Consider the following 25,417-nt stretch of genomic DNA (forward strand, 5'->3'; position numbering starts at 1 on the left):
CGCGGTTTCAGTCATCGCGTCCGCCCCGCATCAGCCAGCCGAGCTGGAACAGGGTCTGCGCGCCGTGGCGCTCGCGCAGCCGGGAGATGTGCGCGGCCACGGTGCGCTCGCTGAGGCCCAGCCGGGTGGCGACGGTGCGCTGGGTGAGGCCCTTGGCGAGCAGCCGGCCGACCCGGTCGGGGGCCTCCTGCGCGACGCCCCGGGCGAGGGTGCCGGCCCAGTCGGTGGGGTCGGCCCGGGCCCAGTCGCGTTCGAAGGCGCCGACCAGGAAGGCGATCGCGGCCGGGTCGGAGATGAAGGCGGCGGTGCTGTGGTCCTCGTTGGCGGAGATCACCGCGACCGAGCGGTCGAAGACGAACAGGCGCTGGAACGGCTCGTCCAGGATCCGGATCTGCGAGCCGTGCCGGGTGACCTCGTCCGCGTAGGCGAGCGCGGCCGGGTCGGAGACCGCGACCGGCTGGTAGACGGTGCGCAGCGAGCAGCCGCGCTGCAGCAGCCGGAGGTCCTGGAGGAGCGCGATCTTCAGGGCGTCGGCCGGGCGGTGGCCCGGCTGGGCGGTGAGGACCTCCGTCCGGCAGTCGGCGACCAGTTGGGAGATGCGCTGGCGGATGTGGACGTGGCCCTCGATGTAGACGGCGCCGCCGGAGCGCTCGGGCGGGCGGGGCATCGCGTCGTACGCCCGGGTGAGGGTGTCCAGCGCGCCGGGCAGGTTCTCGGCGCGGACCAGCAGCCGGGTGGCCTCGCTGCGCAGTTCGGCGCCGAGCCGGTCGCTGACCGAGCGCGGGCTGACGGCGGTGTAGCAGGCGTCCATCGGGTTGGGCATCAGCAGGCCGATGTCGAGCAGGAGCCGCAGCGCGGCCCGGTCGGACTCGGGGACGTCGGCGGCGGGGACTCGGCCGCCACGGGCGAGGACGGCCAGGTAGAGCTGCCGGGCCGCCTCGTCGGGCTCACCGCCCGGCGCGCTGGTGCCCGGGGCGGCCGTCGGATCCGCCGTCACCTCGAACGCTCCCTGCCGGATGGGTCTCGGATCTGCCTGTGCCGCGCGTGCCCCCCGCACGGGTCGATCGTGGTCGCGGTACCGCGCGCCGCACGCGATCACGGTACTGCCGACCGGCGGACCCCCGGGGACCGGGTGCCGTCGCACACGGGTTTCCCGGGGGTCGCCGGTAGCACGCCAATCCCAGGGCGCTCCCGGCGAGGCGGAGCAGCAACGCCTCGCCGGTTCCGGTCCCGGGGACCATCACCACACATGGCGTCCCGGCCGGCGCTCTTCCCCCCGACATGCAGGTACGGACGTACCTCTCGCATCCAGTATCGAAGAGCAAGTCACCACCATCGGGCTGCGATCGCCCGGACGGCTTGGCGTGTCTCCACCATCACAGCGTGACGGCCGGTGAACAAGTGCCGCCCGACTGCATGTTTTCGCAATTGCAGGAACCTGCACCGTGAATCCGTGGCGGCCCCCGGGCGGCCCACCGGGGCCGGGGAAGGAAGGCCAGGTCAGCGCGATGACGGGGCGGGCGGCGACCGTCCGTTCAGTCGGCTGCGGAGCGGGGCGGTCCGAATCCGGACTGCCCGATCGGGCAGCCTTCGCCGATCCTGCACGATCCCTTCACAGAATCCCCCTCCGCCCTCCGGTCACTTATCGTGACCGCTCTTGCCGCTACCGTGACGGCTCTGCTAGCGGGCCAGCAGCCTGCCGCCGGCCAGCCCGGCCGCGGTGCCGCCGGCCGCCACGGCCCAGGCGGCGGCCAGCAGGACGAAGAGCCCGGCCGCGAGGCCGGTGAACCCGGCGAAACCGGTGTGCCGGGCGAGCGCGGAGGCGCCGGTGACGCAGGTGCCGACCGGGAAGGTGTAGGCCCACCAGGTCATCGCGAAGGGCATCCCGGCCCGGCGGGCCCGCAGGTTGGCCGCGGTGGCGATGACCAGCCAGAGCATCGCGACCCCGAGCACCGCGACCCCGTAGAGCTCGGCGAGGGCGAGCGCCACCGGCGCCAGCTGCGGCGCCACCGGACGTGCGGCATCGGCGAGTTGGTGGACGGCCGTGGTGGACTGGCCGAGCGGGCCGAGCACCAGGAAGAGCGACGGAGTGAGCACCAGGGCGGACAGCTTGCTGTGCACCAGCCCGGTGAGCACCACCGGCAGCAGCGCCAGGATGGCCAGCAGCCCGACCCCGAACAGCGCGCAGCAGCCGTACAGCAGGCTCTGCTGCGCGGTGCCGGCAGGCAGGTGCGGGACGAGGGCGGGGCCGGTCGCGGAGGCGACCAGCGGCGCGACCACCGGCAGCAGCCAGGTCGGATTGGCCTCCAGCGGGGAGACGGCGTGCCGGGTGATCATCAGGTACGGGACGCCGGCCGCGACCGCCAGGGCATAGAGCGTGCCGATGCCCCAGAGCGCCGCGTCCAGCGCGACGGCCGGGCCGGTGCCGATCACCCGCGAGCCGAGGGTGAGGGTGCCCAGGCCGACCGAGAGCATGGCGATCGGCGGGCACCCGTAGAAGACCGCGGTGGCCGGGTTGTCCAGCAGGTGGGCGCGGGCCTCGGCGCGGTACCGGAGGAGGTGGACCACCCGCGCGGGGACGAGCACCAGCAGCGCGACCGCCCCGAGCGCCCACATCAGCTCGCCGAACCCGATCAGCCCCGGCAGCCGGACGGGCAGCGCGGCCGCGCCGTTGCCGACGATCGCGGTGCCCATCACCACCGCGTACCAGTTGGGGCCGAGCTGGGCGAGGTCGAAGCGGGCGGTGCGGGTGAGCGGTCGGACGCCGGTGAGGATGGCCATGGAACCACCGTGCCGTCCGCCTCCGGCCACCGGTAGCGCCCGCCGACCTATGAGGGCATAGCCTGAGTCTATGGCTCTCTCCCCGCACGTCCCCGAGCTCGGCGCCCTGGAACTGCTCCTCACGGTGGCACGACTGGGCAGCGTCGGCCGGGCGGCGGCCGAGCTGGGCGTGAGCCAGCCGACGGCGAGCGCCCGGATCAAGGGCATGGAGCGACAGATCGGCGTCCCCCTGCTGGAACGGTCCCCGCGCGGCTCCCGGCCGACCAAGGCCGGGCTGCTGGTGGTCGAGTGGGCCCGGCACGTGGTCGAGGCGGCGCAGGCGCTGGACGCCGGGATCGACGCGCTGCGCGAGCGGCGGGACGCCCGGCTGGTGGTGGTGGCCAGCCTGACCGTCGCCGAGTACCTGATGCCGGGCTGGCTGCTGGCGCTGCACGACAGCAGCCCGGGCACGGCGGTGATCCTGCGGACGGCCAACTCCTCCGACGTCGCCGGGCACGTGCTGGCCGGCGAGGCCGACCTCGGCTTCGTCGAGGGCCCGTCCACCCCGCCGGGGCTGGCCGGCGCGGTGGTGGCCGCCGACCGGCTGGTGGTCGTGGTGGCGCCCGGCCACCCCTGGGCGCGCCGCCGCTCCCCGGTGACCGGCCCCGAGCTGGCCGCCACCCCGCTGGTGCTGCGCGAGCCCGGGTCGGGCACCCGGGAGGTCCTGGAGATGGCGCTGGCTCCGTTCGGCGGCGCCGCCAAGCCGCGGCTGGAGCTGGCCTCGTCGACCGCGCTGAAGGCGGCGGCGATGACCGGCGCCGGACCGGTCTGCCTGAGCGAGCTGGCGGTGACGGAGGAGCTGGCGACCCGGCGGCTGGTGGCCGTGCCGCTGGCCGAGGGGCTGGACCTGCGGCGGCCGCTGCGCGCGGTCTGGCCGGCCGGCCACCGGCCGGGCGGGCCGGCCCGGGAGCTGCTGGTACTGACCCGGCGGACCGGGCCGTCGGTCCGCAGCGGCTGGCAGCCCGCGCCGCGGCTCGACCGGTACACCGTCTCCGGGCACCCCAAGCGTTCATCCGAAGGTTGAGCGGAATAGACTCAACTTAGTGCATGCTGTACTCAGCAGGGCCGGTGGCCGGGGGGCCGCCGCCCGTACGAAGCAGTTCGCCATCAGCGAGGAGGACACCCCAGCAGTGGACGCCAGCAAGTTCACCACCAAGACGCAGGACGCCCTGTCCGCCGCGATCCGGCAGGCCGGCGCCGCGGGGAATCCGGACGTCAAGCCGGTGCACATCCTGATCGCCCTGCTGGAGCAGCCCGAGGGCATCGCCGGGCCGCTGCTCAAGGCGGTCGGCGCGGACGCGACCCGGATCGACACCGAGGCCCGCCGGCTGCTGACCGGACTGCCCCGCGCGATGGGCTCCACCGTCGCCGCGCCCCAGCTGGCCCGCGACACGCTGGCCGTGCTCACCGAGGCCGGCAAGCGCGCCGAGGACCTGGACGACCAGTACGTCTCCACCGAGCACCTGATGGTCGGCCTGGCCGCCGAGGGCGGCGCGGTCGCCGACCTGCTCGCCCAGCGGGGCGCCACCGCGAAGGCCCTGCTCGCCGCGTTCAAGGACGTCCGCGGCAGCGGCCGGGTCACCTCCCCCGACCCGGAGGGCACCTACAAGGCCCTGGAGAAGTACGGCACCGACCTCACCCAGGCCGCCCGGGACGGCAAGCTCGACCCGGTCATCGGGCGCGACCAGGAGATCCGCCGGGTCGTCCAGGTGCTCTCCCGGCGCACCAAGAACAACCCGGTGCTGATCGGCGAGCCCGGTGTCGGCAAGACCGCCGTGGTCGAGGGCCTGGCCCAGCGCATCGTGGCCGGTGACGTGCCGGAGTCGCTGCGCGGCAAGCGGCTGGTCGCGCTGGACCTCGGCGCGATGGTGGCCGGCGCCAAGTACCGCGGCGAGTTCGAGGAGCGGCTGAAGGCCGTCCTGAACGACATCAAGCAGAGCGACGGCCAGGTCGTCACCTTCATCGACGAGCTGCACACCATGGTCGGCGCGGGCGCCGGCGGGGACTCCGCGATGGACGCGGGCAACATGCTCAAGCCGATGCTGGCCCGCGGCGAGCTGCGGATGGTCGGCGCCACCACGCTGGACGAGTACCGCGAGCGGATCGAGAAGGACCCGGCCCTGGAGCGCCGGTTCCAGCAGGTGCTGGTCGGCGAGCCCAGCGTGGAGGACTCGATCGCCATCCTGCGCGGCCTCAAGGGCCGGTACGAGGCGCACCACAAGGTGCAGATCTCGGACGCCGCCCTGGTCGCCGCCGCCACCCTGTCCAACCGCTACATCACCTCGCGCTTCCTGCCCGACAAGGCGATCGACCTGGTCGACGAGGCGGCCTCCCGGCTCCGGATGGAGATCGACTCCTCCCCCGTCGAGATCGACGAGCTCCAGCGCGCCGTCGACCGGCTGCGGATGGAGGAGCTGGCCCTGGAGAAGGAGTCCGACCCGGCCTCGGTCGACCGGCTGACCCGGCTCCGGCGCGATCTCGCCGACAAGAACGAGCAGTTGAGCGTGCTCACCGCCCGGTGGGAGCAGGAGAAGAAGAGCCTCAACCGGGTCGGCGAGCTGAAGGAGCGGCTCGACGACCTGCACGGCGCCCTCGACCGGGCCCAGCGGGACGGCGACTTCGAGCGCGCCTCCAAGCTGATGTACGCCGAGATCCCGGCCGCCGAGCAGGAGTTGACCGAGGCGCAGGAGGGCGCCGAGGAGCGGGACGCCACCTCCTCCATGGTCAAGGAGGAGGTCGGCCCGGACGACATCGCCGATGTGGTCGCCTCCTGGACGGGCATCCCGGCCGGCCGGCTGCTGGAGGGCGAGAGCTCCAAACTCCTGCGTATGGAGGACGAGTTGGGCCGACGCCTGATCGGCCAGGCGGAGGCCGTCCAGGCCGTCTCGGACGCGGTGCGGCGCACCCGCTCCGGCATCGCCGACCCGGACCGGCCGACCGGCTCCTTCCTGTTCCTCGGCCCCACCGGCGTCGGCAAGACCGAACTCGCCAAGGCCCTCGCCGACTTCCTCTTCGACGACGAGCGGGCGATGGTCCGGATCGACATGAGCGAGTACGGCGAGAAGCACTCCGTCTCCCGCCTGGTCGGCGCCCCGCCCGGGTACGTCGGCTACGAGGAGGGCGGCCAGCTCACCGAGGCGGTCCGCCGCCGCCCCTACAGCGTGGTGCTGCTGGACGAGGTGGAGAAGGCCCACCCCGAGGTCTTCGACGTCCTGCTCCAGGTGCTGGACGACGGCCGGCTCACCGACGGCCAGGGCCGCACGGTCGACTTCCGCAACGCGATCCTGATCCTCACCTCCAACCTGGGCAGCCAGTTCCTCGTGGACCCGGCCACCCCGGAGGAGATGAAGAAGCGGCTGGTGCTGGACTCGGTGCGGGCCGCGTTCAAGCCCGAGTTCCTCAACCGCCTCGACGACATCGTGGTCTTCGAGCCGCTGGGCACCGCCGAGCTGAGCCGGATCGTCGACCTCCAGGTCGCCCGGCTGGCCGCCCGGCTGGGCGAGCGCCGGCTCACCCTCCACGTCGACGAGGCCGCCCGGGACTGGCTGGCGCTCACCGGCTACGACCCCGCGTACGGCGCCCGGCCGCTGCGCCGCCTGGTGCAGTCCGCGATCGGCGACCAGCTCGCCCGGGCCATCCTGTCGGGCCAGGTGCACGACGGCGACACCGTCCTGGTCGAACGGGCCGAGGAGGGCGACCACCTCGCCGTCCGGGCCCGCGGCCCGCTGGAGAAGTAGCGCTGCGCAGCCCCCGGACCGGGCCGCCCCCGCTCCCCGAGGGGGCGGCCCGGTGCCGCACTCACCCTCGGTGGCCACGGCCCCGACCGGGGGCCCCGGCAAGATCCACAGGTGCCCGCCCGCCGCCCGGGCGCCCCTGTGAGGCAGGCCCGGGATGAGGCAGGATGGGAGGTGGAAGGGCGGCCTCTCATCGCCGGCCACCACGTGCACTGAGGAAGAGGACCCCCATGAGCATCGACCCGTCGTCCATCCCGTCGTTCGGCGTGCCGCAGGGCGGCCAGCCCGGCGGCCAGGGAGGTCGGCCGGCCGGCCCGCCGCCGATCGTCGTCCCGGACCAGGCCCTGGTGACCCAGCTGCTGGACCAGATGCAGCTCAAGCACGTCGTGGACGAGGAGGGCGACCTCACCGCCCCCTGGGAGGGCTTCCGCGTCTACTACATGTTCCGCGGCGAGCAGAAGGAGCTCTTCGCGGTCCGCGCGTTCTACGACCGCGCCTACCCGCTGGAGGACAAGGCCGAGATCCTCGACCTCATCGACGAGTGGAACCGCGAGACCCTCTGGCCCAAGGTCTACACCCACACGCACGAGGACGGCGTGGTCCGCCTGATCGGCGAGGCCCAGATGATCGTCGGCACCGGCGTGAACCTGGACTACTTCGTCACCACCACCGCCAACTGGACCCAGGCCGCCGTCGGCTTCGAGCAGTGGATCGTCGAGCGCCTCGGCCTGCAGAAGGAGATCGAGGGCGAGGAGGGCGAGGGCGAGGCCCCCGAGGGCACCAACGAGGCCTGATCCTCCCGCCACCGCTTCGCGGCACGGCCCGCTCCGGTACCCCCGGCGGCGGGCCGTTCTTGTCCCCGGCCACCCGCTGCCCCAGGATGGGGCCGACGACGAGGCGTGAGGAGCCGCAATGGGTACGAGGCCGCTGCTGAACCGACGGCTGGCCGGGATGGGCACGACGATCTTCGCCGAGATGTCCGCCCTCGCCACCGCCACCGGCTCCATCAACCTCGGCCAGGGGTTCCCGGACACCGACGGACCGGCCGAGATCGCCCGGGCCGCCGCCGACGCCGTCCTCGCGGGCCGGGGCAACCAGTACCCGCCCGGCCCCGGCATCCCCGAGCTGCGGAGCGCGATCGCCGAGCACCAGCAGCGCTTCCGCGGCCTCGCCTACGACCCGGACACCGAGGTGCTCGTCACCGCCGGGGCCACCGAGGCGATCGCCGCCGCCCTGCTGGCGCTGCTGGAGCCGGGCGACGAGGTGATCGCCCTCGAACCCTTCTACGACTCCTACGCCGCCTGCATCGCCATGGCCGGCGCCGTCCGCGTCCCGCTCACCCTGCGTGCCCCGGACTTCCGCCCCGACCTGGAGCGACTGCGCGCGCTGGTCACCCCGCGCACCCGGCTGCTGCTGCTCAACTCCCCGCACAACCCCACCGGCCTGGTGCTCTCCACCGACGAACTGGCCGCGATCGCCGCCCTCGCCGTCGAGCACGACCTGCTGGTGGTCACCGACGAGGTCTACGAGCACCTGGTGTTCAGCGGCGCCCACCACCCGATCGCCGCGCTCCCGGGCATGCGCGAGCGCACCGTGTCGATCTCCTCGGCCGGCAAGACCTTCTCCTTCACCGGCTGGAAGGTCGGCTGGGTCACCGGCTCGGCGCCCCTGGTCGCCGCCGTCCGCACCGCGAAGCAGTACCTGACCTACGTCAGTGCCGGTCCCTTCCAGTACGCCGTCGCCGACGCCCTGCGGCTGCCCGACGACTACTTCGACGGGTTCCGCGCCGATCTGCTGCGCAAGCGGGACCTGCTCGCCGACGGGCTGAGCGCGGCCGGGTTCCGGGTGTTCCGACCGGAGGGCACCTACTTCATCACCACCGACATCACCCCGCTGGGCGAGAAGGACGGCATCGAGTTCTGCCGTGCCCTGCCCGAGCGCTGCGGCGTCGTCGCGATCCCCAACGTCGTCTTCTACGACGACACCGAGGCCGGCCGCTCGCTGGTCCGCTTCACCTTCTGCAAGCAGGACGAGGTCCTGGAGGAGGCGGTCAGTCGACTCGGTCGGCTCTGACCATCGGATGGGACGCGTCGCACGTCCTGACGAATAGTCAATTGATCCGCCGGGAGCGAAGATTGACCCCGGCCGAGGTTCGCCGGGCCCGCCCCGGTCCTTCGTGTGCCCCGTGCGCCGGGCGCGGTGGGGACCGGGGCGTGCGCGCGTCGTGAGTGGCGTGCGAGCAGCGCGCACGGCGCGCGAACCGGGGCAAGGGGCGCGCGCTGTGCAAAGTCGCACACCGGCTCGATCAGAGCGGGGAAGCCGGGGTGCTCGAAACGGTGAATGCTTGACAAAGTTGGGTAAATCACCGACGGACCCGGCGTATTCATGCTTCTCTGCTGCTGAATCTCCAGCCGGAATCCTTCCTTCCACGGTCGGCCGCGCCCTGGACCGCACAGCCACGAACAGCCTCGCCTTTGCCCAGGCCTACTCGCTGCTGCACGGCGGGCGCGCACGGAGCTGAAACGCGGAGCCGAGCATGCTCACCACACTGCAGACCTCCTACACGGACACCCGCGCCGGTGACCTGGCCTGGTGCCTGGGCGGCGACCCGCTGCCCGCTCTCGCAGTCCGCGACCTGAGACTCGCCAACGCCGGGCGCCCCGGGCCGCCCGGCACCCTCCAGCTGCGGCTGCTGGGCGCCTCGCACCAGGTGGTGATCGCCGCCGGGCCCGGCAGATGCCTGGAGACCGTCGCCTGCCTGCCCGGCCGCCGGACCCCACTGCCGGCCCGGGTGGCCAAACAGGTGGACGGCTGGGAGTACGAGTTCGCGGCCCGGATCGAGGCGCTGCCGCCGCACGACTTCGCCGCTCGCGCCCAGGAGTTGCTGGCCCTGGTCGAGGGCCACCCCCGCGGCCTGGCCGGCGTCTTCCCGGGCGACCCGAGCGCGTTCACCGCACTGGTCACCCAGGGCGCCGCGGACCGGCTGCTCTGGCGCACCTGGCACGCCTATCCGCAGGAGGGCCAGCTGGTCTGTACGCGGTCCTCCCTGGTGGCGACCCGGTGAGCACGGCCGATGATCCCGATGGGGTCATAGGTCCGCACATCGGCCTTCATTCGTACGCAGGAACGATTCGTCAACCTGTCGTATCGCACTGTCCGTCGAATGGACGCAGCCATCCGTACCGAACGTCGCCTAGCGTTTGTTCGTGATCAACCATCCGGCCGGTCCACCCGCACAGCCGGGACTCGACCTCGACAACGGCAGCCCACCCCGGCCCGGGCGGAGCCTGACCCCTCTGCCCGCCCGCCGCAGGGCCCGGCTGCGCGCCCACCCCGCGCTCTCCCGGCTCACCGTCCTGCTGGCGGCGTTCGTCTGCGCCGCCTGCGGACTCGTCTACGAGCTCGAACTCGTCGCGCTCGGCAGCTATCTGCTCGGGGACTCGGTCACCCAAACCTCCGTCGTGCTCTCCGTCATGGTGTTCGCGATGGGGCTGGGCTCGCTGCTCGCCAAACGGTTCACCCGCCGCCCGGCCACCGCCTTCGCACTGGTCGAGTGCGCGCTCGCGCTCACCGGCGGGCTCTCCGTCCTCGCCCTGTACTCCTGCTGGGCCTGGATCGGCCGGTACCAGGCCGCGATGATCGCCCTGACCTGTCTGATCGGGGTCCTGATCGGCGCCGAGATCCCGCTGCTGATGACGCTCGTCCAGCGGATCCGCCGGGAGGACGCCGGGCGGGCCGCGGCCGACCTCTTCGCCGCCGACTACGTGGGCGCGCTGATCGGCGGCCTCGCCTTCCCGTTCCTGATCCTGCCGCTCTTCGGCCCCGGCACCGGCGCCCTGGTCACCGGCGCCGTCAACGCCGTCGCCGGGGCCGCGGTGGTGCTCTGGCTGTTCCGCGAGGAGCCCCCGCCCCGCACCCGGCTGCTGCTCTGGGGCGGCTGCGCCCTCGTCCTCGCCCTGCTCGCCGCGGCCGCCGTCTGGTCCGGCGCGATCGAACGCGCCGCCCGGCAGGCCCTGTACGGCGGGCAGGTCCGGTACGCCGCCCACACCCGGTACCAGGAGATCGTGCTCACCGGCCCCGCCGAGGGCCCGCTGCGGCTGTACCTGGACGGGCGGCTCGCGGTCTGCGGGCCGGACGAGTACCGGGGCAGCGAGGCCCTGGTCCACCCCGCGATGGCGGCCGGGCCGGACGCCCGGGTGCTGCTGCTCGGCGGCGGTGACGGCCTCGCCGCGCGGGAGGTGCTGCGGCACGGCGGCGTCCGCTCGGTGCTGGTGGTCGACGCCGACCCGGCCCTCGCCCGGCTGGCCAGGACCGACCCGGGCCTGGCCGCGCTCTCCGGCCACTCCCTGGACGACCCCCGGGTGCGGACCGCCACCGCGGACCCGCTGGAGTGGCTGCGCGGCGTGCACCCGGGCGAGGCGTCCTTCGACGTGGTGCTCGCCGATCTGCCCGGCCCCGCCGACAGCGGGACGGTGAAGTTCCACTCGCAGGAGTTCTACGGCCTCGCCACCCGGCTGCTCGCGCCCGGCGGGCGGCTCGCCGTCCGGGCGGACGACGAGCCGAACGGCCTCTGGCAGGTCGAGTCCGGCCTGCGGGCCGCCGGGCTGCGGACCGTCCCGTACGCCGTCCGGGGCGGCCCCGCCGCGAGCTGCCGGCCCGGCTCGCCGGACAGCCAGGCCTTCCTGCTGGCCGCCGCCGCCCAGCCCCCGCTCACCCTCGCCCCGGACGCCCCGCCGCCGCGCGCGTTCACCGCGGACGCCCTGCGGGCCGCCGCCGCCCACCTGACCGCCCTCCGCCCGGCCCGCCCGCCGGCCGCGCTGACCCTGCTGGGGCCGCGCTGACGGACCGCCCGGGGTGAAGCGGGCGGAACCGGGCGGGGCGGAGCGGACGGAATCGGCGGGGCGGAGCGGACGGAACCGGGCGGAGGGCGGCCACGAGCGGTCGGCGGAGGGCCGGGTGCGGCCGGTCGGGGACGTCCCGACGGCAGGTAGGGGCCACTGCGCGGACCACCGCGGGTTCGGTCGGTAGGCTCCGTGACATGGAGCATGAGGTTGTCGTCCCGATGCCGGCCGAGCTGGTCCGGCAGGCCCTGCAGGATCCGGCTCTGCTGGCCCGTTGCGTCCCCGGGCTGAGCACCGAGCCGGCCGCCGTCGGCAGCGGGTCCGCCGAGGAGATCGGCGGGCGGCTGAAGCTGCGGATCGGCACCTCCACCATCACCTACAAGGGCGTGCTGTCACTGATCGAGGGCCGCGAGGGTGTCCTCACCGTGTTCGCCGAGGGCGAGGAGGTGCGCGGCAGCGGCGAGGCCACCGCCACCCTCCGGGTCGCCACCGCCGACGGCACCGCGGCCGGGACCACGCTGGTCCGCTTCGTCGGCGACCTGAGCGCCACCGGCCGGCTCACCGAGTTCGACGGCGAGACCCTCGCCGGCGCCGGCCGCCGCCTGCTCGACCGCTTCGCCGCCGCCCTCGCCTCCCCCGACGCGGAGGCGGCGGCGGAGGCGGAGGCTGACGTCGACGCGGAGGCGGCGGACGTCGAGGTCGAGGCGCGGGACGTCGAGGTCGAGGCGGAAGCCGAGGTGGAAACCGCCGTGGAGGCGGCGGACGCCGATGTCGAGACGGACGTCGAGGCGGAAGCCGAGGACGCCGGGGAGGCGGCCACCGCCGAGGACACCGACGTCGAGGCCGAGGACGAGGACGAGGCGGACACCGACGTCGAGGCCGAGGACGAGGACGAGGCGGAGGACGACGAGGAGCCCACCGCCACCGTGCTCTTCCTGGACGACCACCAGGACAACCCCGGCGACGACCTCGACGACGACCTCTCCGACCTCATCGCCTTCTCCGACGCCGACGCCGAGCGCTTCGGCCTCCCGATCGGCGGCGACCGCGAGGAGGACGACCGTGAGGAGGCCGCCGACGTCGACGGCCCCGCCGCCGAGGCCGGGGACGGCGCCGGCACGGAGCTCCCCGCCGACCTGCCCTTCGGCTACGAGCAGGAGCCGGTGCTCGGCGGCCCGGTCCGCCGCAGCATCGTCGGCCGCTCCGCCGAGGAGGTCGACCACGCCCCGCCGCGCGGCCCGTACGCCCCCGCCCTGCCGGCCCGCAGCGCGCGGGCCCGGGCGGCGTCCCGCTGGGGCGGCGAGGCCGGCGGCATCGTGGTGCCGGGACCGGGCGGCCGCAGCGCGGTGCCGTGGATGATCGGCGGCGGCGTGGCCCTGATCGGCGGCGCCGTGGTCCTGGCCAGGGCCCTGCGCCGACGCTAGAAGGCCGGACAAGCCCTAGACTGAACGCTCATGAGCAACGACCGCGACGCCCTGCTGGCACAGATCAAGGACAAGGCCGTCGTGCACGGCAAGGTCACCCTTTCCTCCGGCAAGGAGGCCGACTACTACGTCGACCTGCGCCGGATCACGCTGGACGCCCAGGCCGCCCCGCTGGTGGGCCGGGTGATGCTGGACGCGACCGAGCACCTGGAGTACGACGCCGTCGGCGGCCTGACGCTCGGCGCCGACCCGGTGGCCGCCGCGATGCTGCACGCCGCCGCCGCACGCGGCCGCGAGCTGGACGCGTTCGTGGTCCGCAAGGCGGGCAAGGCGCACGGTCTGCAGCGCCGGATCGAGGGCCCCGAGGTCAAGGGCCGCCGGGTGCTGGCCGTCGAGGACACCTCCACCACCGGCGGGTCGGTGCTGACCGCCGTCGAGGCGCTGCGCGAGGCGGGTGCCGAGGTGGTCGGCGTCGCGGTGATCGTGGAGCGGGGCGGCGCCGCCGCGGTCGAGGCCACCGGCCTGCCGTACGTGACCGCGTACGACCTGGCCGACCTGGGCCTCTGACCCGCGCGCGCCGGTAGCCCGGCGGAACGGCAGCACAGCGGAACGGCAGCACAGCGGAAACGGCCGGGGCCGGGTCCTGTTTCACGTGAAACAGGACCCGGCCCCGGCCGTTCGTCGTGGGGCGCTCAGCCGCGGCGGTGGCGCCCGGCACCCGCCTGGGCGGTCTCGGCGTCGGCGGCCTCGGCACCGCCGGCCTTCTTCTTCCGGCGCTCGCGCACCACCTCGACGAGGATCGGCGACACCGAGAGCAGCACGATCAGCAGCACCGCGGGGATCAGGTACTTGTCGATCACCGGGGCGAGCGCGTCACCGAAGAAGTAGCCGATCAGCAGCATGGACTCGGTCCACAGCACGCCGCCGATCACGTTCCAGAGGAAGAACGTCCGGGCCGGCATCTCCAGGGTGCCCGCGACCGGGTTCAGGAAGGTCCGGACGATCGGCATGAAGCGGGCCAGCACCACGGCCTTGCCGGGCCCGAACTTGTTGAAGTACTCCTCCGCCTTCAGCACGTACTCGCGCCGGAAGATCTTCGACTCCGGCTTGTCGAACATCTTCGGTCCGACCTTCACCCCGATCAGGTGCCCGAGCTGGGCACCCGCGACGGCGGCCAGCGGGGCCCCGATCAGCAGGGCCGCGATCGGCAGCTTCGTGCCCTCCCCGAGCACCGACGACGCGGCGTTCGAGGAGGCGACCCCGGCGATGATCAGCAGTGAGTCGCCCGGGAAGAAGAACCCGACCAGCAGGCCGGTCTCGGCGAAGATGATCGCGATCAGCCCGATGGCGCCGAGGGACGAGATCAGTGATTTGGCGTCGAGCAAGTTGACGGCCAGCTGGTTGTAGTCCACGGGCGCAGGATAGCGGGCCCGTCTTGACGCGGGCTTCCGCCCAGGGGGCGAGACGGTGGTCATCCCTTCGTCGCACGTGCGCGGCCGTCCCGACAGGCGGGCCACATGGTGGCGCCGGGGCCCGGGATGGGAAGATGGCTCCGGCGTCCGGACCGCGGTCGCAACACCCTCATTGTCGTACCGCGGTGGCCGCCTCGAACCTTGGTACTGGTGGCCGCCCCGCAGAGGCGCGCGTCGGCCCCGGTACCCCGGAGTCGTAACAGGCGTACACAGCGTCGGACAGCACCGTCCGTACGCCGCAACCCGACAGGAGCGGATTCGCATGCCCATCGCAACTCCCGAGGTCTACAACGAGATGCTCGACCGGGCCAAGGCGGGCAAGTTCGCCTACCCGGCCATCAACGTCACCTCGTCCCAGACCCTGCACGCCGCGCTGCGCGGCTTCGCCGAGGCCGAGAGCGACGGCATCATCCAGATCTCGACCGGTGGTGCGGAGTTCCTGGGGGGTCAGCACAACAAGGACATGGTGACCGGCGCCGTCGCGCTCGCCGAGTTCGCGCACGTGGTCGCCGCCAAGTACGACATCACCGTCGCGCTGCACACCGACCACTGCCCCAAGGACAAGCTGGACGGCTACGTCCGCCCGCTGCTGGCGATCTCCGCCGAGCGCGTGGCCAAGGGCCTCAACCCGCTGTTCCAGTCGCACATGTGGGACGGCTCCGCCGAGACCCTGAACGACAACCTGTCCATCGCCGAGGAGCTGCTGGCCCAGGCCGTCGCCGCCAAGATCATCCTTGAGGTCGAGATCACCCCGACCGGCGGCGAGGAGGACGGTGTCACGCACGAGATCAACGACGAGCTGTACACCACCGTCAACGACGCGGTCCGCACCGCCGAGGCGCTGGGCCTGGGCGAGAAGGGCCGCTACCTGCTGGCCGCCTCGTTCGGCAACGTGCACGGCGTCTACAAGCCGGGCAACGTCGTCCTGAAGCCGGAGCTGCTGCGCGAGCTGCAGGACGCGATCGGCAAGCAGTACGGCAAGACCGACCCGTTCGACTTCGTCTTCCACGGCGGCTCGGGCTCCACCGCCGAGGAGATCGCCACCGCGCTGGAGAACGGCGTCGTGAAGATGAACCTGGACACCGACACCCAGTACGCCTTCACCCGCCCGGTCGTGGACCACATGTTCCGCAACTACGACGGTGTGCTGAAGGTCGACGGCGAGGTCGGCAAGAAGAACACCTACGACCCGCGCACCTGGGGCAAGCTGGCCGAGGCCGGCATGGCCGCCCGCGTGCTGGAGGCCGCCCAGCAGCTGCGCTCGGCCGGCACCCGTCTGAAGTAAGGCACCCGCCCGAAGCAGGGCACCCGCCCTACGCGAGGCACCACCGGAGTCCCGGCGCTTTCCCCGGGCCGGTCCCCGGCTCATGGCCCCCAGTGGTTCACTGGGGGCCATGAGCATTCACCAGAACCTCCTCGGGGGTCCGCCCCCGACGCACCTCCCCGCCGAGCCCGCTCCACTGGAGCTGCTGGCCGGCGGCGCCTCCCCGGCCGAGGTCGCGGCGAAGTACCCGACCTCCTCGCTGGCCTGGGCTCAGCTCGCCGACGACGCCTTCGCCGCCGGCCGCACCGTCGAGTCCTACGCGTACGCACGCACCGGCTACCACCGCGGGCTGGACTCGCTGCGCCGGGCGGGCTGGAAGGGCCACGGCCCGGTGCCGTGGGAGCACGAGCCGAACCGCGGCTTCCTGCGGGCGCTGCACGGCCTCGGCCGGGCCGCCGCCGCCATCGACGAGAAGGAGGAGGCCGAGCGCTGCGCCCAGTTCCTCCGGGACAGCTCGCCGACCGCCGCCGCCACGCTGGGCTGACCCGCCCGCCCCAGGTAGCGCCCCGGGCCGACCCGCCCGGACCGGCCTCCCCCGTACGCGCCCTCCGGCCCGTACGGGGGCGGCCGCATGCCGGGACGCGTATCCGGTGCGTGGACAGCCGTCGGGTCTCCGTGTCAGGGTGGTCCGTGCGAGGGGGGCGCACAGAGGTTCGAACGGCTTTGGCGACCCCACAGGTCCGACAGGAAGCCCAGACGTGCCCGCAGCCAGACCCGACCGACGCCGCTCCCCCGCGCGCAGCTCCGGCGCGGCCGGCGAACGCACCGGCGGCTCCCGCACCGGCCGCCCCCGCGCCCGCGCCACCGGTGCCCGTCGCAGGCGCCGCCGGATCCGCCCCGGCATGATCACCGCGCTGCTGGCGGCGCTGGCCGTCCTCGGCGGGGCACTGCTCATGCTCGACCGCCCCGACCCGCGACCGACCACCGGGCCGACCGCGCAGGGCCGGATCGCCCCGCCCGAGGCGAGCACCCCGCCCGCCGCCGCGCCCGCTGCCCCGGCGCCCACCCCGACACTGACCCCGACCCCGCCACCGGCTCCCGGTCCGACGCCCGGACCTGCCTCGCCGGGCACCCCGGACCCGGGCCCGGCCCAGGGCGCGGGCACCTTCACCGTCGCCCCGGGCGCGGCCGCGGCGGTCGGCAAGGGCACCGTCCGCCGCTACCGGGTCGAGGTCGAGGACGGCATCGGGATCGACCCGGCCGCGGCCGCCGCCCAGGTCCAGAGCATCCTCGCCGACCCCCGGGGCTGGACCAACGACCGCAGGAACGGCTTCCAGCTGGTGTCGAGCGGTGCCTACGACTTCACCGTGAAGATCGCGTCGCCGGCCGCCGTGGACCGGATCTGCGGGGCCGCCGGCCTGGACACCCACGGCGAGGTGAACTGCAACGTCGGCAACCAGGTGCTGGTCAACGTCAAGCGCTGGAACACCGGTTCACCCCAGTTCAGCGGACCGATCGACGAGTACCGGGCACTGATCGTCAACCACGAGGTCGGCCACCGGATCGGCCACGGGCACGAGACCTGCCCGGGCAAGGGCAAGCCGGCGCCCGCGATGATGCAGCAGATCTACGGCCTCAAGGGCTGCGAACCCAACGCCTGGCCGTACTCGGCCGACGGCAGCTACCTCAGCGGCCCGTCGGTGCTCTGAACCGCAGGTCCTGAGCGGCAGGCCGAGCGCCCGGAGAGCGCGCGCGACGGAGCCCGACCGGAGCCCGACCGCATCGGAACGGATCCGATACCCGTTCACCGACCCACCGGTACAAGGCCGTTCTAGGCTGATCGCATGACCGCAGACCGCACCGCAGCAGGGCGCCGCCGCCTCCTCAGCGTGGCCGGCACCGCCGGGATCCTCCTCGGCACGGCCGCCTGTTCCTCCTCCGGAGGCGTCACCGGCACCGGCAGCCTCTCCTACGACCACGTCCGGTCGACCGCCCAGGGGCTCGCCGGGACCGGCCCGTGCCCGTTCGGTCTGGACCTCCCGGCGGCGCTGAAGGAGGCCGGGATCGACCGCCCGGTGACCCCCGGGGCCAAGGGCGAGCCGGCGGTCACCGCCGACCTCGGCAACGGCAGGCCGGCCGAGCCCTGGCCCTCCGGCTTCTCCGCGCCGCCCTCGATGGCCTCGGTCCCGGCCACTCCCCCGACCGCCTGGGTGACCTGCGCCTACACGGTCGGCTCGGCCCCGGTCCAGATCGACCTGCTGGCCGTCCCGGAGAACGGGGTCGCGATCAACATGATGCTGCCGTACATCCAGAAGGCCGGAGGCATCGGCATCGACCAGCTGACCCGGTTCGCCGAAGCGCAGCCGACGGCCGGCCAGACCAAGCTGACCCCGGGCGCGGAGTCGGTGGGCGTCGCCCGGGTCGCGGCCAACGGCAAGGGCGACATCGCGCTCACCCTCTCCCAGAGCTCCTCGGACGCCGGGCCGGAGCAGGCCCTGACCGGGGAGGCGCTCCGCAAGGCCACCGAGCGGCTCGCCGCCCAGCTGCGCCCGTAGGGCCCGCCCGACCGGTCCTTGGCGTCCTACCCGAGGACCGGCAGATGGGCCCGCAGGTCGCTGCGCTCACCGCTGGCCGAGAGCGCGCCGGCCTCCACCGCGGCGTCCCAGTCCGTCCGGCCGGTGGCGAGCCGGATCCAGGTCAGCGGGTCGGTCTCGACCACGTTCGGCGGGGTGCCCCGGGTGTGCCGGGGGCCCTCGACGGCCTGCACCACGGCGTACGGCGGGATCCGCAGCTCGACCGCGCCGCCGGGCGCCTGGTCGGCGAGGGCGTCGGCCAGCAGCCGGGTGACGGCGGCCAGCGCCTGCCGGGCGTGCGGGAAGGCCGCCGCGCCCACCGCGTCGGCCAGGTCGTCGGCGTGCACCACCGTCTCCACCAGCCTGGTCACCAGCATGTCGGTGAGTGTCATCGAGCCCAGCCGGATCTCGAACCGCCGGCCCGGGTCGGCCGTGCCGGCGTCCGCCAGGACGGCGATCAGCCCGTCGGCCGCCCGCCCGAAGGCCTCCGCCACCGAGGCCGGGTCGCCGCCGTACTCCCCCGCCGCCCGCGTCCTGGCCTGCTCGTCCAGCAGCGGGGCGAGCGTGCCGACCCGCCGCACCCACCGCGGCAGGTCCAGCGGCGGCCGGCCCTCCAGCGGGTCGTCCAGGTGCGCGGGCACCCAGTCGACCTGGACGCCGAGGTGGGCGATCAGCTCGCGCACCGTCCACGTGCCCAGCCGGGTGGGCCGGGCGAGCAGGTCGGCGGCGTCCGGGCGGGCGCAGAGCGCCCGGACGGTGTCGCGCAGCGCTGTGGTCTGCTCCACCAGCGCGGCCTGGACCTTGGCGGGCTGGTACGTACGGGACTTGGCGGGCATGCGCCCCAACATACGCCGAGGGGCGGACGGTTCCGTGGAACCGTCCGCCCCTCGAAGCACGCGGATCAGGCGAGCAGGGCCTCGATGACGCCGGTGTGGGCGTCCTTCAGCTCGGCCAGCGAGACGGTGAACTGGCCTTGGACGTCCAGGACATCACCGTCGACCACACCGATCCGGGTGGCCGGCAGGCCACGCGCGGTGCACATGTCGTTGAACCGGAGCTCCTCGCTGCGCGGCACCGCGACGACCGCGCGGCCGGCCGACTCGGAGAACAGGAACACGAACGGGTCCTGGCCCTCGGGCACGATGATCCGGGCGCCGTGGCCGCCCTTGAGGCAGCTCTCCACGAGGGCCTGGCCCAGGCCGCCGTCGGAGAGGTCGTGCGCGGCGTCGATCATGCCGTCGCGCGAGGCGGCGATCAGGATGTCGCCGAGCAGCTTCTCGCGGTCCAGGTCGACCTTGGGCGGCAGGCCGCCGAGGTGGTCGTGGACCACCTGCGTCCAGGCCGAGCCACCCAGCTCGTCCTCGGTGTCACCGAGCAGGTAGAGCAGCTGGCCCTCCTCGGCGAAGCCGATCGGGGTGCGGCGGGTGACGTCGTCGATCACGCCGAGCACCGCGACCACGGGGGTCGGGTGGATGGCGGTCTCGCCGGTCTGGTTGTACAGCGAGACGTTGCCGCCGGTGACCGGGGTGCCGAGCGCCAGGCAGGCGTCGGCCAGGCCGCGGGTGGCCTCGGCGAACTGCCACATCACGTCCGGGTCCTCGGGGGAGCCGAAGTTGAGGCAGTCGGAGATCGCGAGCGGCTTGGCACCGCCGGCGGCGACGTTGCGGTACGCCTCGGCGAGGGCCAGCTGGGCGCCGGTGTACGGGTCCAGCTTGGTGTAGCGGCCGTTGCCGTCGGTGGCGACCGAGACGCCGAGGTTGGTCTCCTCGTCGATCCGGATCATGCCGGAGTCCTCGGGCACCGAGAGGACGGTGTTGCCGAGCACGTAGCGGTCGTACTGGTCGGTGATCCAGGACTTGGAGGCCTGGTTCGGGCTGCCGGCGACCTTGAGCAGGTCGGCCTTCAGACCCTCGCCGGTGGTCGGGCGGGCGAGCCGCTCGGCACTCGGGGCGTCGGCCTGCAGCGCGTCCTGCCAGCTCGGGCGGGCGTACGGGCGCTGGTAGGTCGGGCCCTCGTGGGCGACGGTGCGCGGCGGCACGTCGACCACCAGCTCGCCGTGCCAGAAGATCTCCAGCCGCTCGCCCTCCGTCACCTCACCGATGACGGTGGCGATGACGTCCCACTTCTCGCAGATCTCCAGGAAGCGGTCGACCTTGCCGGGCTCGACGATGGCGCACATGCGCTCCTGCGACTCGCTCATGAGGATCTCCTCCGGCGAGAGCGTCTTGTCGCGCAGCGGCACGGTGTCGAGCTCGATCCGCATGCCGCCCGAACCGGCCGAGGCCAGCTCGGAGGTGGCGCAGGAGAGACCGGCGCCGCCGAGGTCCTGGATGCCCTTGACGAGCTTCTCGGAGAAGATCTCCAGGGTGCACTCGATGAGGAGCTTCTCCTGGAACGGGTCGCCGACCTGGACGGCCGGGCGCTTGGCGGGCCCGGTCGCGTCGAAGGTCTCCGAGGCGAGCACCGAGACGCCGCCGATGCCGTCGCCACCGGTGCGGGCTCCGTACAGGATGACCTTGTTGCCGGCGCCGGAGGCCTGCGCGAGGTGGATGTCCTCGTGCTTCATCACGCCCACGCAGAGCGCGTTGACCAGCGGGTTGCCCTGGTAGCAGGAGTCGAAGACGACCTCGCCGCCGATGTTGGGCAGGCCCAGGCAGTTGCCGTAGCCGCCGATGCCCGCGACGATCCCGGGCAGCACGCGCCGGGTGTCCGGGTGGTCGGCGGCCCCGAACCGCAGCGGGTCCATCACGGCGACCGGGCGGGCGCCCATCGCGAGGATGTCGCGCACGATGCCGCCGATGCCGGTGGCCGCGCCCTGGTACGGCTCGATGTACGAGGGGTGGTTGTGCGACTCGACCTTGAAGGTGACCGCGTAGCCCTGGCCGACGTCGACCACACCGGCGTTCTCGCCGATGCCGACGAGCATCGCGTCGTTCGGCGGAACCTTCTCGCCGAACTGCTTCAGGTGCACCTTGGAGCTCTTGTAGGAGCAGTGCTCCGACCACATGACCGAGTACATCGCGAGCTCGGCGCCGGTCGGGCGGCGGCCGAGGATCTCGCGGATGCGGGCGTACTCGTCCTCCTTGAGGCCGAGTTCGGACCACGGCTGGGCGGAGTCCGGGGTCTGCTCGGCGTTCTTGACGGTGTCGAGGCTCATCAGGCGTTCACCAGCTGCTTCAGGACGGAAGTGAAGAAGCCCAGGCCCTCGGTGCTCGGACCGGTGAGCGGCTCCACGGCGTGCTCCGGGTGCGGCATCAGACCGACGACATTGCCGGCGGCGTTGGTGATGCCGGCGATGTCGCGGTACGAACCGTTCGGGTTGACGTCGACGTAGCGGGCGACCACCCGGCCCTCGGCCTCCAGCGCGTCCAGGACGTGCTCGTCGGCGACGAACCGGCCCTCGCCGTTCTTCAGCGGGACGACGATTTCCTGGCCGGCCGAGTAATCCCGGGTCCAGGCGGTGCCGGCGTTCTCGATCCGCAGCTTCTGGTCGCGGCAGACGAAGTGCAGCGAGTCGTTGCGGGTGAGCGCGCCGGGCAGCAGGTGCGATTCGCACAGCACCTGGAAGCCGTTGCAGATACCGAGAACCGGCATTCCCAGCTTCGCCTGCTCGATGATGGTGTCCATCACCGGCGAGAAGCGGGAGATGGCGCCGCAGCGCAGATAGTCGCCGTAACTGAATCCGCCGGGCAGGACGACGGCGTCGACCTGGTGGAGATCCTTGTCACGGTGCCAGAGGGCGACCGGCTCCGCGCCGGCCAGGCGGACCGCGCGCTGGGCGTCGCGGTCGTCGAGGGAACCAGGGAAAGTGACGACGCCGACTCGGGTGGTCACTTGCCCTCCTCCTCGACGCGGACGGTGAAGTCCTCGATCACGGTGTTGGCGAGAAAGGTCTCGGCTGCTTCGCGGATACGGGCGAGCGCGGCGTCGTCGACCGGGCCCTCCAGCTCCAGCTCGAAGCGCTTGCCCTGGCGGACGTCGGCGATCCCGGCGAATCCGAGACGGGGCAGTGCGCGTTGCACCGCCTGTCCCTGGGGGTCGAGGATCTCCGGCTTGAGCATGACGTCGACTACGACGCGTGCCACTGGCACTCCCGGTGGTGTCTTCGTGAAGGCGGGGGAACTCCAGACTACCGGGGGTTTCGGGCGACTTTGCTGGCCGGGGAGGGTGACGCGCGTAGACCCACGACCCTTACGCCACAAGGGCTCCGACTCCCCGACACCCCCCGGCGGGCACCCCTTTTCACCGGATTCGACGGCCCGAGCGAGAACGGCCGAAGAGCACCCGAATACCGGCACTCCGGACAGATCGGCCAGCCGAGTGCACCGGGTATCCGGCACCCGCCGAAGACACGTGAATATACGGAAAAGAAAGCCGGACTCTTCGATTTCGACCCGCTTCGGGTGCAGAATAGGGCCACCTGTCGCGGCAAGTGCTGCGTATCCGGCACGCCATCGGGCCTGCCCGTATGCGCTTGCGCGAGTGGTGCACATCAGGCCACGGGAGCGCACCCCGCGCCCTTCGGCCGAATTGCCCGAGAGGATTGACACCCATGGCTCAGCGTGTAGTCGTCACGCTCTCCGACGACCTGGACGGCGGCGCAGCCGCGGAAACCGTCCACTTCGGCGTCGACGGGAAGTCGTACGAGATCGACCTGTCCCTGGACAACGCGGAAAAGCTGCGGGAGGCCCTCGCTCCGTTCGTCGCGGCCGGCCGCCGCCAGAGCCGTACCGGTAAGTCCTTCCGCCGCACCGCGCTCACCCCGGACCCGGCCGCCGTGCGCGCCTGGGCCCAGTCGCGCGGCATGGAGCTGCCCGCCCGGGGGCGCATCCCCAAGCACGTGTACGAGGCGTTCGCCGAGGCGAACTGACCCCGCCGGACCCGGTCGTCCCACCTGCCCCGAAAGGGTGGGGCGACCACCCCGACCGATGGGGTAGAGTATTCCTCGTCGCCGCAACGGAGAGATCCGAAGAGGCGGCCGGTGCCCCACCAGGCACCGTGCGGACGTGGCTCAGTTGGTAGAGCATCACCTTGCCAAGGTGAGGGTCGCGAGTTCGAATCTCGTCGTCCGCTCGCAGTGCGCGAGCACAGCACAACTCAATATCTTGACCTGCGGACGTGGCTCAGTTGGTAGAGCATCACCTTGCCAAGGTGAGGGTCGCGAGTTCGAATCTCGTCGTCCGCTCCAGTACGAAGGGCCCCCTCGATCGAGGGGGCCCTTCGGCATTCCCCGCGGTTGTGCCGGACCCCGCCCGAACAGCCGTCCCCGCATTCCCGGCCCGCCCCGCCGCCGGAGCGCCGATGACATTTGTCACCGCCGACCCGTGGATCCGCACCGCCTTCTCATGAGAGCCCGCACTGCCCGGGGCGCCCCGGCGGCGGAAGGCTTGAGCCATGGAAACGAGCCAGCCGCACACCGCGAGCGACCCTGTGATCGAGGTCACCGACCTCCACCGCCACTACGGCTCCGGCGCCACCGGCTTCCACGCGGTGCGCGGGGTCGCCCTGGCCGTCGGCCGCGGTGAGCTCTTCGCGCTGCTCGGTACCAACGGGGCCGGCAAGACCTCCGCCATGGAGCTGATCGAGGGCCTCGCCGCCCCCACCGCCGGTGCGGTCCGGGTGCTCGGCCACGACCCCTACCGCGAGCGCGCCGCGCTCCGCCCCCGGATCGGCATCATGCTCCAGGAGGGCGGTTTCCCCGGCGACCTCACCGTCGCCGAGACCGGCCGCAGCTGGGCCGGGATGACCAGCGGCGCCCGCCCGCTGGAGGAGGCGCTGGAGCTGGTCGGCCTCGCCGACCGCCGGGGCGTGCGGGTCAAGCAGCTCTCCGGCGGCGAGCGGCGCCGGCTCGACCTCGCGATGGCCCTGCTCGGCCGGCCCGAGGTGCTCTTCCTGGACGAGCCGAGCACCGGCCTCGATCCCGAGGCCCGGGCCGCCGTCTGGCGGCTGGTCCGCGACCTGCGCGCCCAGGGCACCACCGTGCTGCTCACCACGCACTACCTGGAGGAGGCCGAGGAGCTGGCCGACCGCCTGGCGATCATGCACCGCGGCCGGATCGTCACCACCGGCACCGTCGCCGAGGTCATCGCCGGCCGGCCCGCCCGGATCTCCTTCGAGCTCCCGGAGTTCACCGGAGCCTCGCTCCCGCCGCTGACCGGGGCCACCCTGGTCGCGGACGGCCGCCGGATCACCGTGCAGACCGGGCAGCTCCAGGCCACCCTCACCGACCTGCTCGGCTGGGCCGCCCGGCACGGCATCGCGCTCGGCGCCCTCGACGCCCGCAGCGCCTCGCTGGAGGAGGCCTTCCTCGCCATCGCCTCCGAGGCCGCGCACCAGCCCCCGGCCGACGCCCCGGCCGCCCCCACCACCCTCCGCCGCCTGATGGGACTCTCCCGATGACCACCGCCACCGCCCGTCCCGCCGCCGGCCCGCGGACCACCGCCGTCCGCCGGCTGCTCGCCCTCGGCCGGGCCGAGGCCACGCTGCTGCTGCGCAACCGGACCGCGATGTTCACGGCCCTGCTGCTGCCGCTGATGCTCATCGGCGCCCTGCGGGGCGTGCTCGAACAGCAGGCCGAGACCCACCCCGGCCTCGACGTCGACTCGCTGCTGGTCAACGGAGCGATCGGGATGGTGCTCGCCTTCGTCGTCTACTACAACCTGACCGGCGCCTACGTGGCCCGCCGCGGCGAGCTGGTGCTCAAGCGGCTGCGCACCGGCGAGGCGCGGGACGTCGAGATCCTGGCCGGCACCGCGGTGCCCTCGGTCGCCCTGGCCCTGCTGATGTGCCTCGTGGTCGCCGTCGGCGGCGGCGTCGCCCTGGACCTCAGCGCGCCGGTCAACCCGCTGCTGATGGCCGCCGGGCTGGTCCTGGTGATCGGGACCCTGATGGCGCTGGCCGCCGTCTCCAGCGCCTTCACCAGGACGGTCGAGAGCGCCGGCATCACCACCATGCCGGTCCTGCTGGTCTCCCAGTTCGGTTCCGGCCTGTTCATCCCGCTGGAGGTCATGCCCGACCGGATGGCCGACGTCTGCCGACTGCTGCCGACCACCCCGGCCTTCCAGCTGATCCGCCTCGGCTGGTTCGGCACCGACGGCTCCGCCGCCGCCACCGGCTTCGCCGGCACCTGGGCCCCCGCCGCCCCGCACCTGGTCACCGGCATGGTCTGGCTCGCCCTGGCCGCCTGGGGCGCCGTCCGCTGGTTCCGCTGGGAGCCCCGCCGCTGACTGGAGCCGGCCCGCCCCGGCACCCGCTCCCCACCTGATAGGAAGGGCACAGCACGATCATGA

At 73.3% G+C, this 25,417-nt stretch carries 22 protein-coding genes and 2 tRNA genes; 17 read left to right on the plus strand and 7 right to left on the minus strand.

What is annotated here, in order from left to right; all coding sequences use genetic code 11:
* Positions 1-7: 7 nt before the first annotated feature.
* Positions 8-997: a LuxR C-terminal-related transcriptional regulator gene (locus tag ACIF6L_RS03700; RefSeq protein ID WP_396486042.1), complete on the minus strand. Its 990-nt coding sequence runs from the start codon at positions 995-997 to the stop codon at positions 8-10.
* 683 nt (positions 998-1,680) lie between these two features.
* The gene (locus ACIF6L_RS03705) at positions 1,681-2,781 is read right to left on the minus strand and encodes a TDT family transporter (protein WP_396486043.1); all 1,101 of its coding nucleotides are present in this window, start codon (positions 2,779-2,781) and stop codon (positions 1,681-1,683) included.
* Positions 2,782-2,851: 70 nt separating this feature from the next.
* Between ACIF6L_RS03705 and ACIF6L_RS03710 the strand changes: the two genes are divergently transcribed.
* The 8 genes from ACIF6L_RS03710 (at position 2,852) to pyrE (ending at position 13,386) form a co-directional block, all read left to right on the plus strand.
* Positions 2,852-3,844, plus strand: a complete 993-nt coding sequence (locus tag ACIF6L_RS03710) for a LysR family transcriptional regulator (protein WP_359804038.1) — start codon at positions 2,852-2,854, stop codon at positions 3,842-3,844.
* Positions 3,845-3,950: 106 nt separating this feature from the next.
* Positions 3,951-6,557, plus strand: a complete 2,607-nt coding sequence (gene clpB / locus ACIF6L_RS03715; protein WP_359834184.1) for an ATP-dependent chaperone ClpB — start codon at positions 3,951-3,953, stop codon at positions 6,555-6,557.
* A 227-nt stretch (positions 6,558-6,784) separates the two neighbouring features.
* Positions 6,785-7,348 (plus strand): YbjN domain-containing protein, encoded by a 564-nt coding sequence (locus ACIF6L_RS03720; RefSeq protein ID WP_329488724.1) that lies wholly within the window; start codon positions 6,785-6,787, stop codon positions 7,346-7,348.
* A 118-nt stretch (positions 7,349-7,466) separates the two neighbouring features.
* On the plus strand, positions 7,467-8,627 hold the full coding sequence (locus ACIF6L_RS03725) for a pyridoxal phosphate-dependent aminotransferase (protein WP_359804037.1): 1,161 nt from the start codon (positions 7,467-7,469) through the stop codon (positions 8,625-8,627).
* 463 nt (positions 8,628-9,090) lie between these two features.
* Complete coding sequence (locus ACIF6L_RS03730; RefSeq protein ID WP_329488726.1) at positions 9,091-9,618, plus strand: DUF2617 family protein; 528 nt, start codon at positions 9,091-9,093, stop codon at positions 9,616-9,618.
* A 142-nt stretch (positions 9,619-9,760) separates the two neighbouring features.
* On the plus strand, positions 9,761-11,395 hold the full coding sequence (locus ACIF6L_RS03735; protein ID WP_396486044.1) for a polyamine aminopropyltransferase: 1,635 nt from the start codon (positions 9,761-9,763) through the stop codon (positions 11,393-11,395).
* Positions 11,396-11,592: 197 nt separating this feature from the next.
* A complete protein-coding gene (locus ACIF6L_RS03740) occupies positions 11,593-12,819 on the plus strand; it encodes a hypothetical protein (protein ID WP_396486045.1) in 1,227 nt (408 codons plus the stop codon).
* Positions 12,820-12,849: 30 nt separating this feature from the next.
* On the plus strand, positions 12,850-13,386 hold the full coding sequence (gene pyrE, locus ACIF6L_RS03745) for an orotate phosphoribosyltransferase (protein ID WP_329488728.1): 537 nt from the start codon (positions 12,850-12,852) through the stop codon (positions 13,384-13,386).
* 125 nt (positions 13,387-13,511) lie between these two features.
* On the opposite strand, the gene ACIF6L_RS03750 is transcribed toward pyrE, so the two are convergent.
* Complete coding sequence (locus tag ACIF6L_RS03750; RefSeq protein WP_329488729.1) at positions 13,512-14,231, minus strand: VTT domain-containing protein; 720 nt, start codon at positions 14,229-14,231, stop codon at positions 13,512-13,514.
* Between the two features lie 322 nt (positions 14,232-14,553).
* On the opposite strand from ACIF6L_RS03750, the gene fbaA reads away from it, so the two are divergent.
* From fbaA to ACIF6L_RS03770, 4 genes are all read left to right on the plus strand, one after another.
* On the plus strand, positions 14,554-15,576 hold the full coding sequence (gene fbaA / locus ACIF6L_RS03755; RefSeq protein ID WP_329488730.1) for a class II fructose-bisphosphate aldolase: 1,023 nt from the start codon (positions 14,554-14,556) through the stop codon (positions 15,574-15,576).
* 109 nt (positions 15,577-15,685) lie between these two features.
* Positions 15,686-16,099, plus strand: coding sequence for a DUF3151 domain-containing protein (locus ACIF6L_RS03760; RefSeq protein ID WP_352288463.1), 414 nt, complete (start codon positions 15,686-15,688; stop codon positions 16,097-16,099).
* Between the two features lie 214 nt (positions 16,100-16,313).
* Positions 16,314-17,264 (plus strand): DUF3152 domain-containing protein, encoded by a 951-nt coding sequence (locus tag ACIF6L_RS03765; RefSeq protein ID WP_396486046.1) that lies wholly within the window; start codon positions 16,314-16,316, stop codon positions 17,262-17,264.
* A 135-nt stretch (positions 17,265-17,399) separates the two neighbouring features.
* The gene (locus ACIF6L_RS03770; protein ID WP_396486047.1) at positions 17,400-18,110 is read left to right on the plus strand and encodes a hypothetical protein; all 711 of its coding nucleotides are present in this window, start codon (positions 17,400-17,402) and stop codon (positions 18,108-18,110) included.
* Between the two features lie 26 nt (positions 18,111-18,136).
* Here ACIF6L_RS03770 and ACIF6L_RS03775 read toward each other — a convergent pair whose 3' ends face one another.
* The 4 genes from ACIF6L_RS03775 to purS all read right to left on the minus strand — a co-directional run bounded on the left by ACIF6L_RS03775 (position 18,137) and on the right by purS (position 22,213).
* Complete coding sequence (locus ACIF6L_RS03775; RefSeq protein ID WP_396486048.1) at positions 18,137-18,964, minus strand: sterol carrier family protein; 828 nt, start codon at positions 18,962-18,964, stop codon at positions 18,137-18,139.
* Positions 18,965-19,029: 65 nt separating this feature from the next.
* A complete protein-coding gene (gene purL, locus ACIF6L_RS03780) occupies positions 19,030-21,285 on the minus strand; it encodes a phosphoribosylformylglycinamidine synthase subunit PurL (protein WP_329488735.1) in 2,256 nt (751 codons plus the stop codon).
* Positions 21,285-21,962: a phosphoribosylformylglycinamidine synthase subunit PurQ gene (purQ, locus tag ACIF6L_RS03785; protein WP_329488736.1), complete on the minus strand. Its 678-nt coding sequence runs from the start codon at positions 21,960-21,962 to the stop codon at positions 21,285-21,287. The genes purL and purQ overlap by 1 nt, the downstream gene beginning before the upstream one ends.
* A complete protein-coding gene (purS, locus tag ACIF6L_RS03790) occupies positions 21,959-22,213 on the minus strand; it encodes a phosphoribosylformylglycinamidine synthase subunit PurS (protein WP_033250393.1) in 255 nt (84 codons plus the stop codon). The genes purQ and purS overlap by 4 nt, the downstream gene beginning before the upstream one ends.
* 467 nt (positions 22,214-22,680) lie before the next feature.
* Here purS and ACIF6L_RS03795 point away from each other — a divergent pair, with 467 nt between their 5' ends.
* The 5 genes from ACIF6L_RS03795 to ACIF6L_RS03815 all read left to right on the plus strand — a co-directional run bounded on the left by ACIF6L_RS03795 (position 22,681) and on the right by ACIF6L_RS03815 (position 25,354).
* A complete protein-coding gene (locus ACIF6L_RS03795) occupies positions 22,681-22,998 on the plus strand; it encodes an Lsr2 family protein (protein WP_238860361.1) in 318 nt (105 codons plus the stop codon).
* Between the two features lie 130 nt (positions 22,999-23,128).
* Positions 23,129-23,201: transfer RNA gene (locus ACIF6L_RS03800), tRNA-Gly, on the plus strand.
* Positions 23,202-23,240: 39 nt separating this feature from the next.
* Positions 23,241-23,316 (plus strand) — tRNA-Gly (locus ACIF6L_RS03805).
* 206 nt (positions 23,317-23,522) lie between these two features.
* Positions 23,523-24,527, plus strand: a complete 1,005-nt coding sequence (locus ACIF6L_RS03810; RefSeq protein ID WP_396486049.1) for an ABC transporter ATP-binding protein — start codon at positions 23,523-23,525, stop codon at positions 24,525-24,527.
* On the plus strand, positions 24,524-25,354 hold the full coding sequence (locus tag ACIF6L_RS03815; RefSeq protein ID WP_329488738.1) for an ABC transporter permease: 831 nt from the start codon (positions 24,524-24,526) through the stop codon (positions 25,352-25,354). The genes ACIF6L_RS03810 and ACIF6L_RS03815 overlap by 4 nt, the downstream gene beginning before the upstream one ends.
* The last annotated feature ends 63 nt before the right edge of the window (positions 25,355-25,417 follow it).

The organism is Kitasatospora sp. NPDC086009, from assembly GCF_044540385.1.
In the GTDB taxonomy this organism is placed as follows: Bacteria; Actinomycetota; Actinomycetes; order Streptomycetales; family Streptomycetaceae; genus Kitasatospora.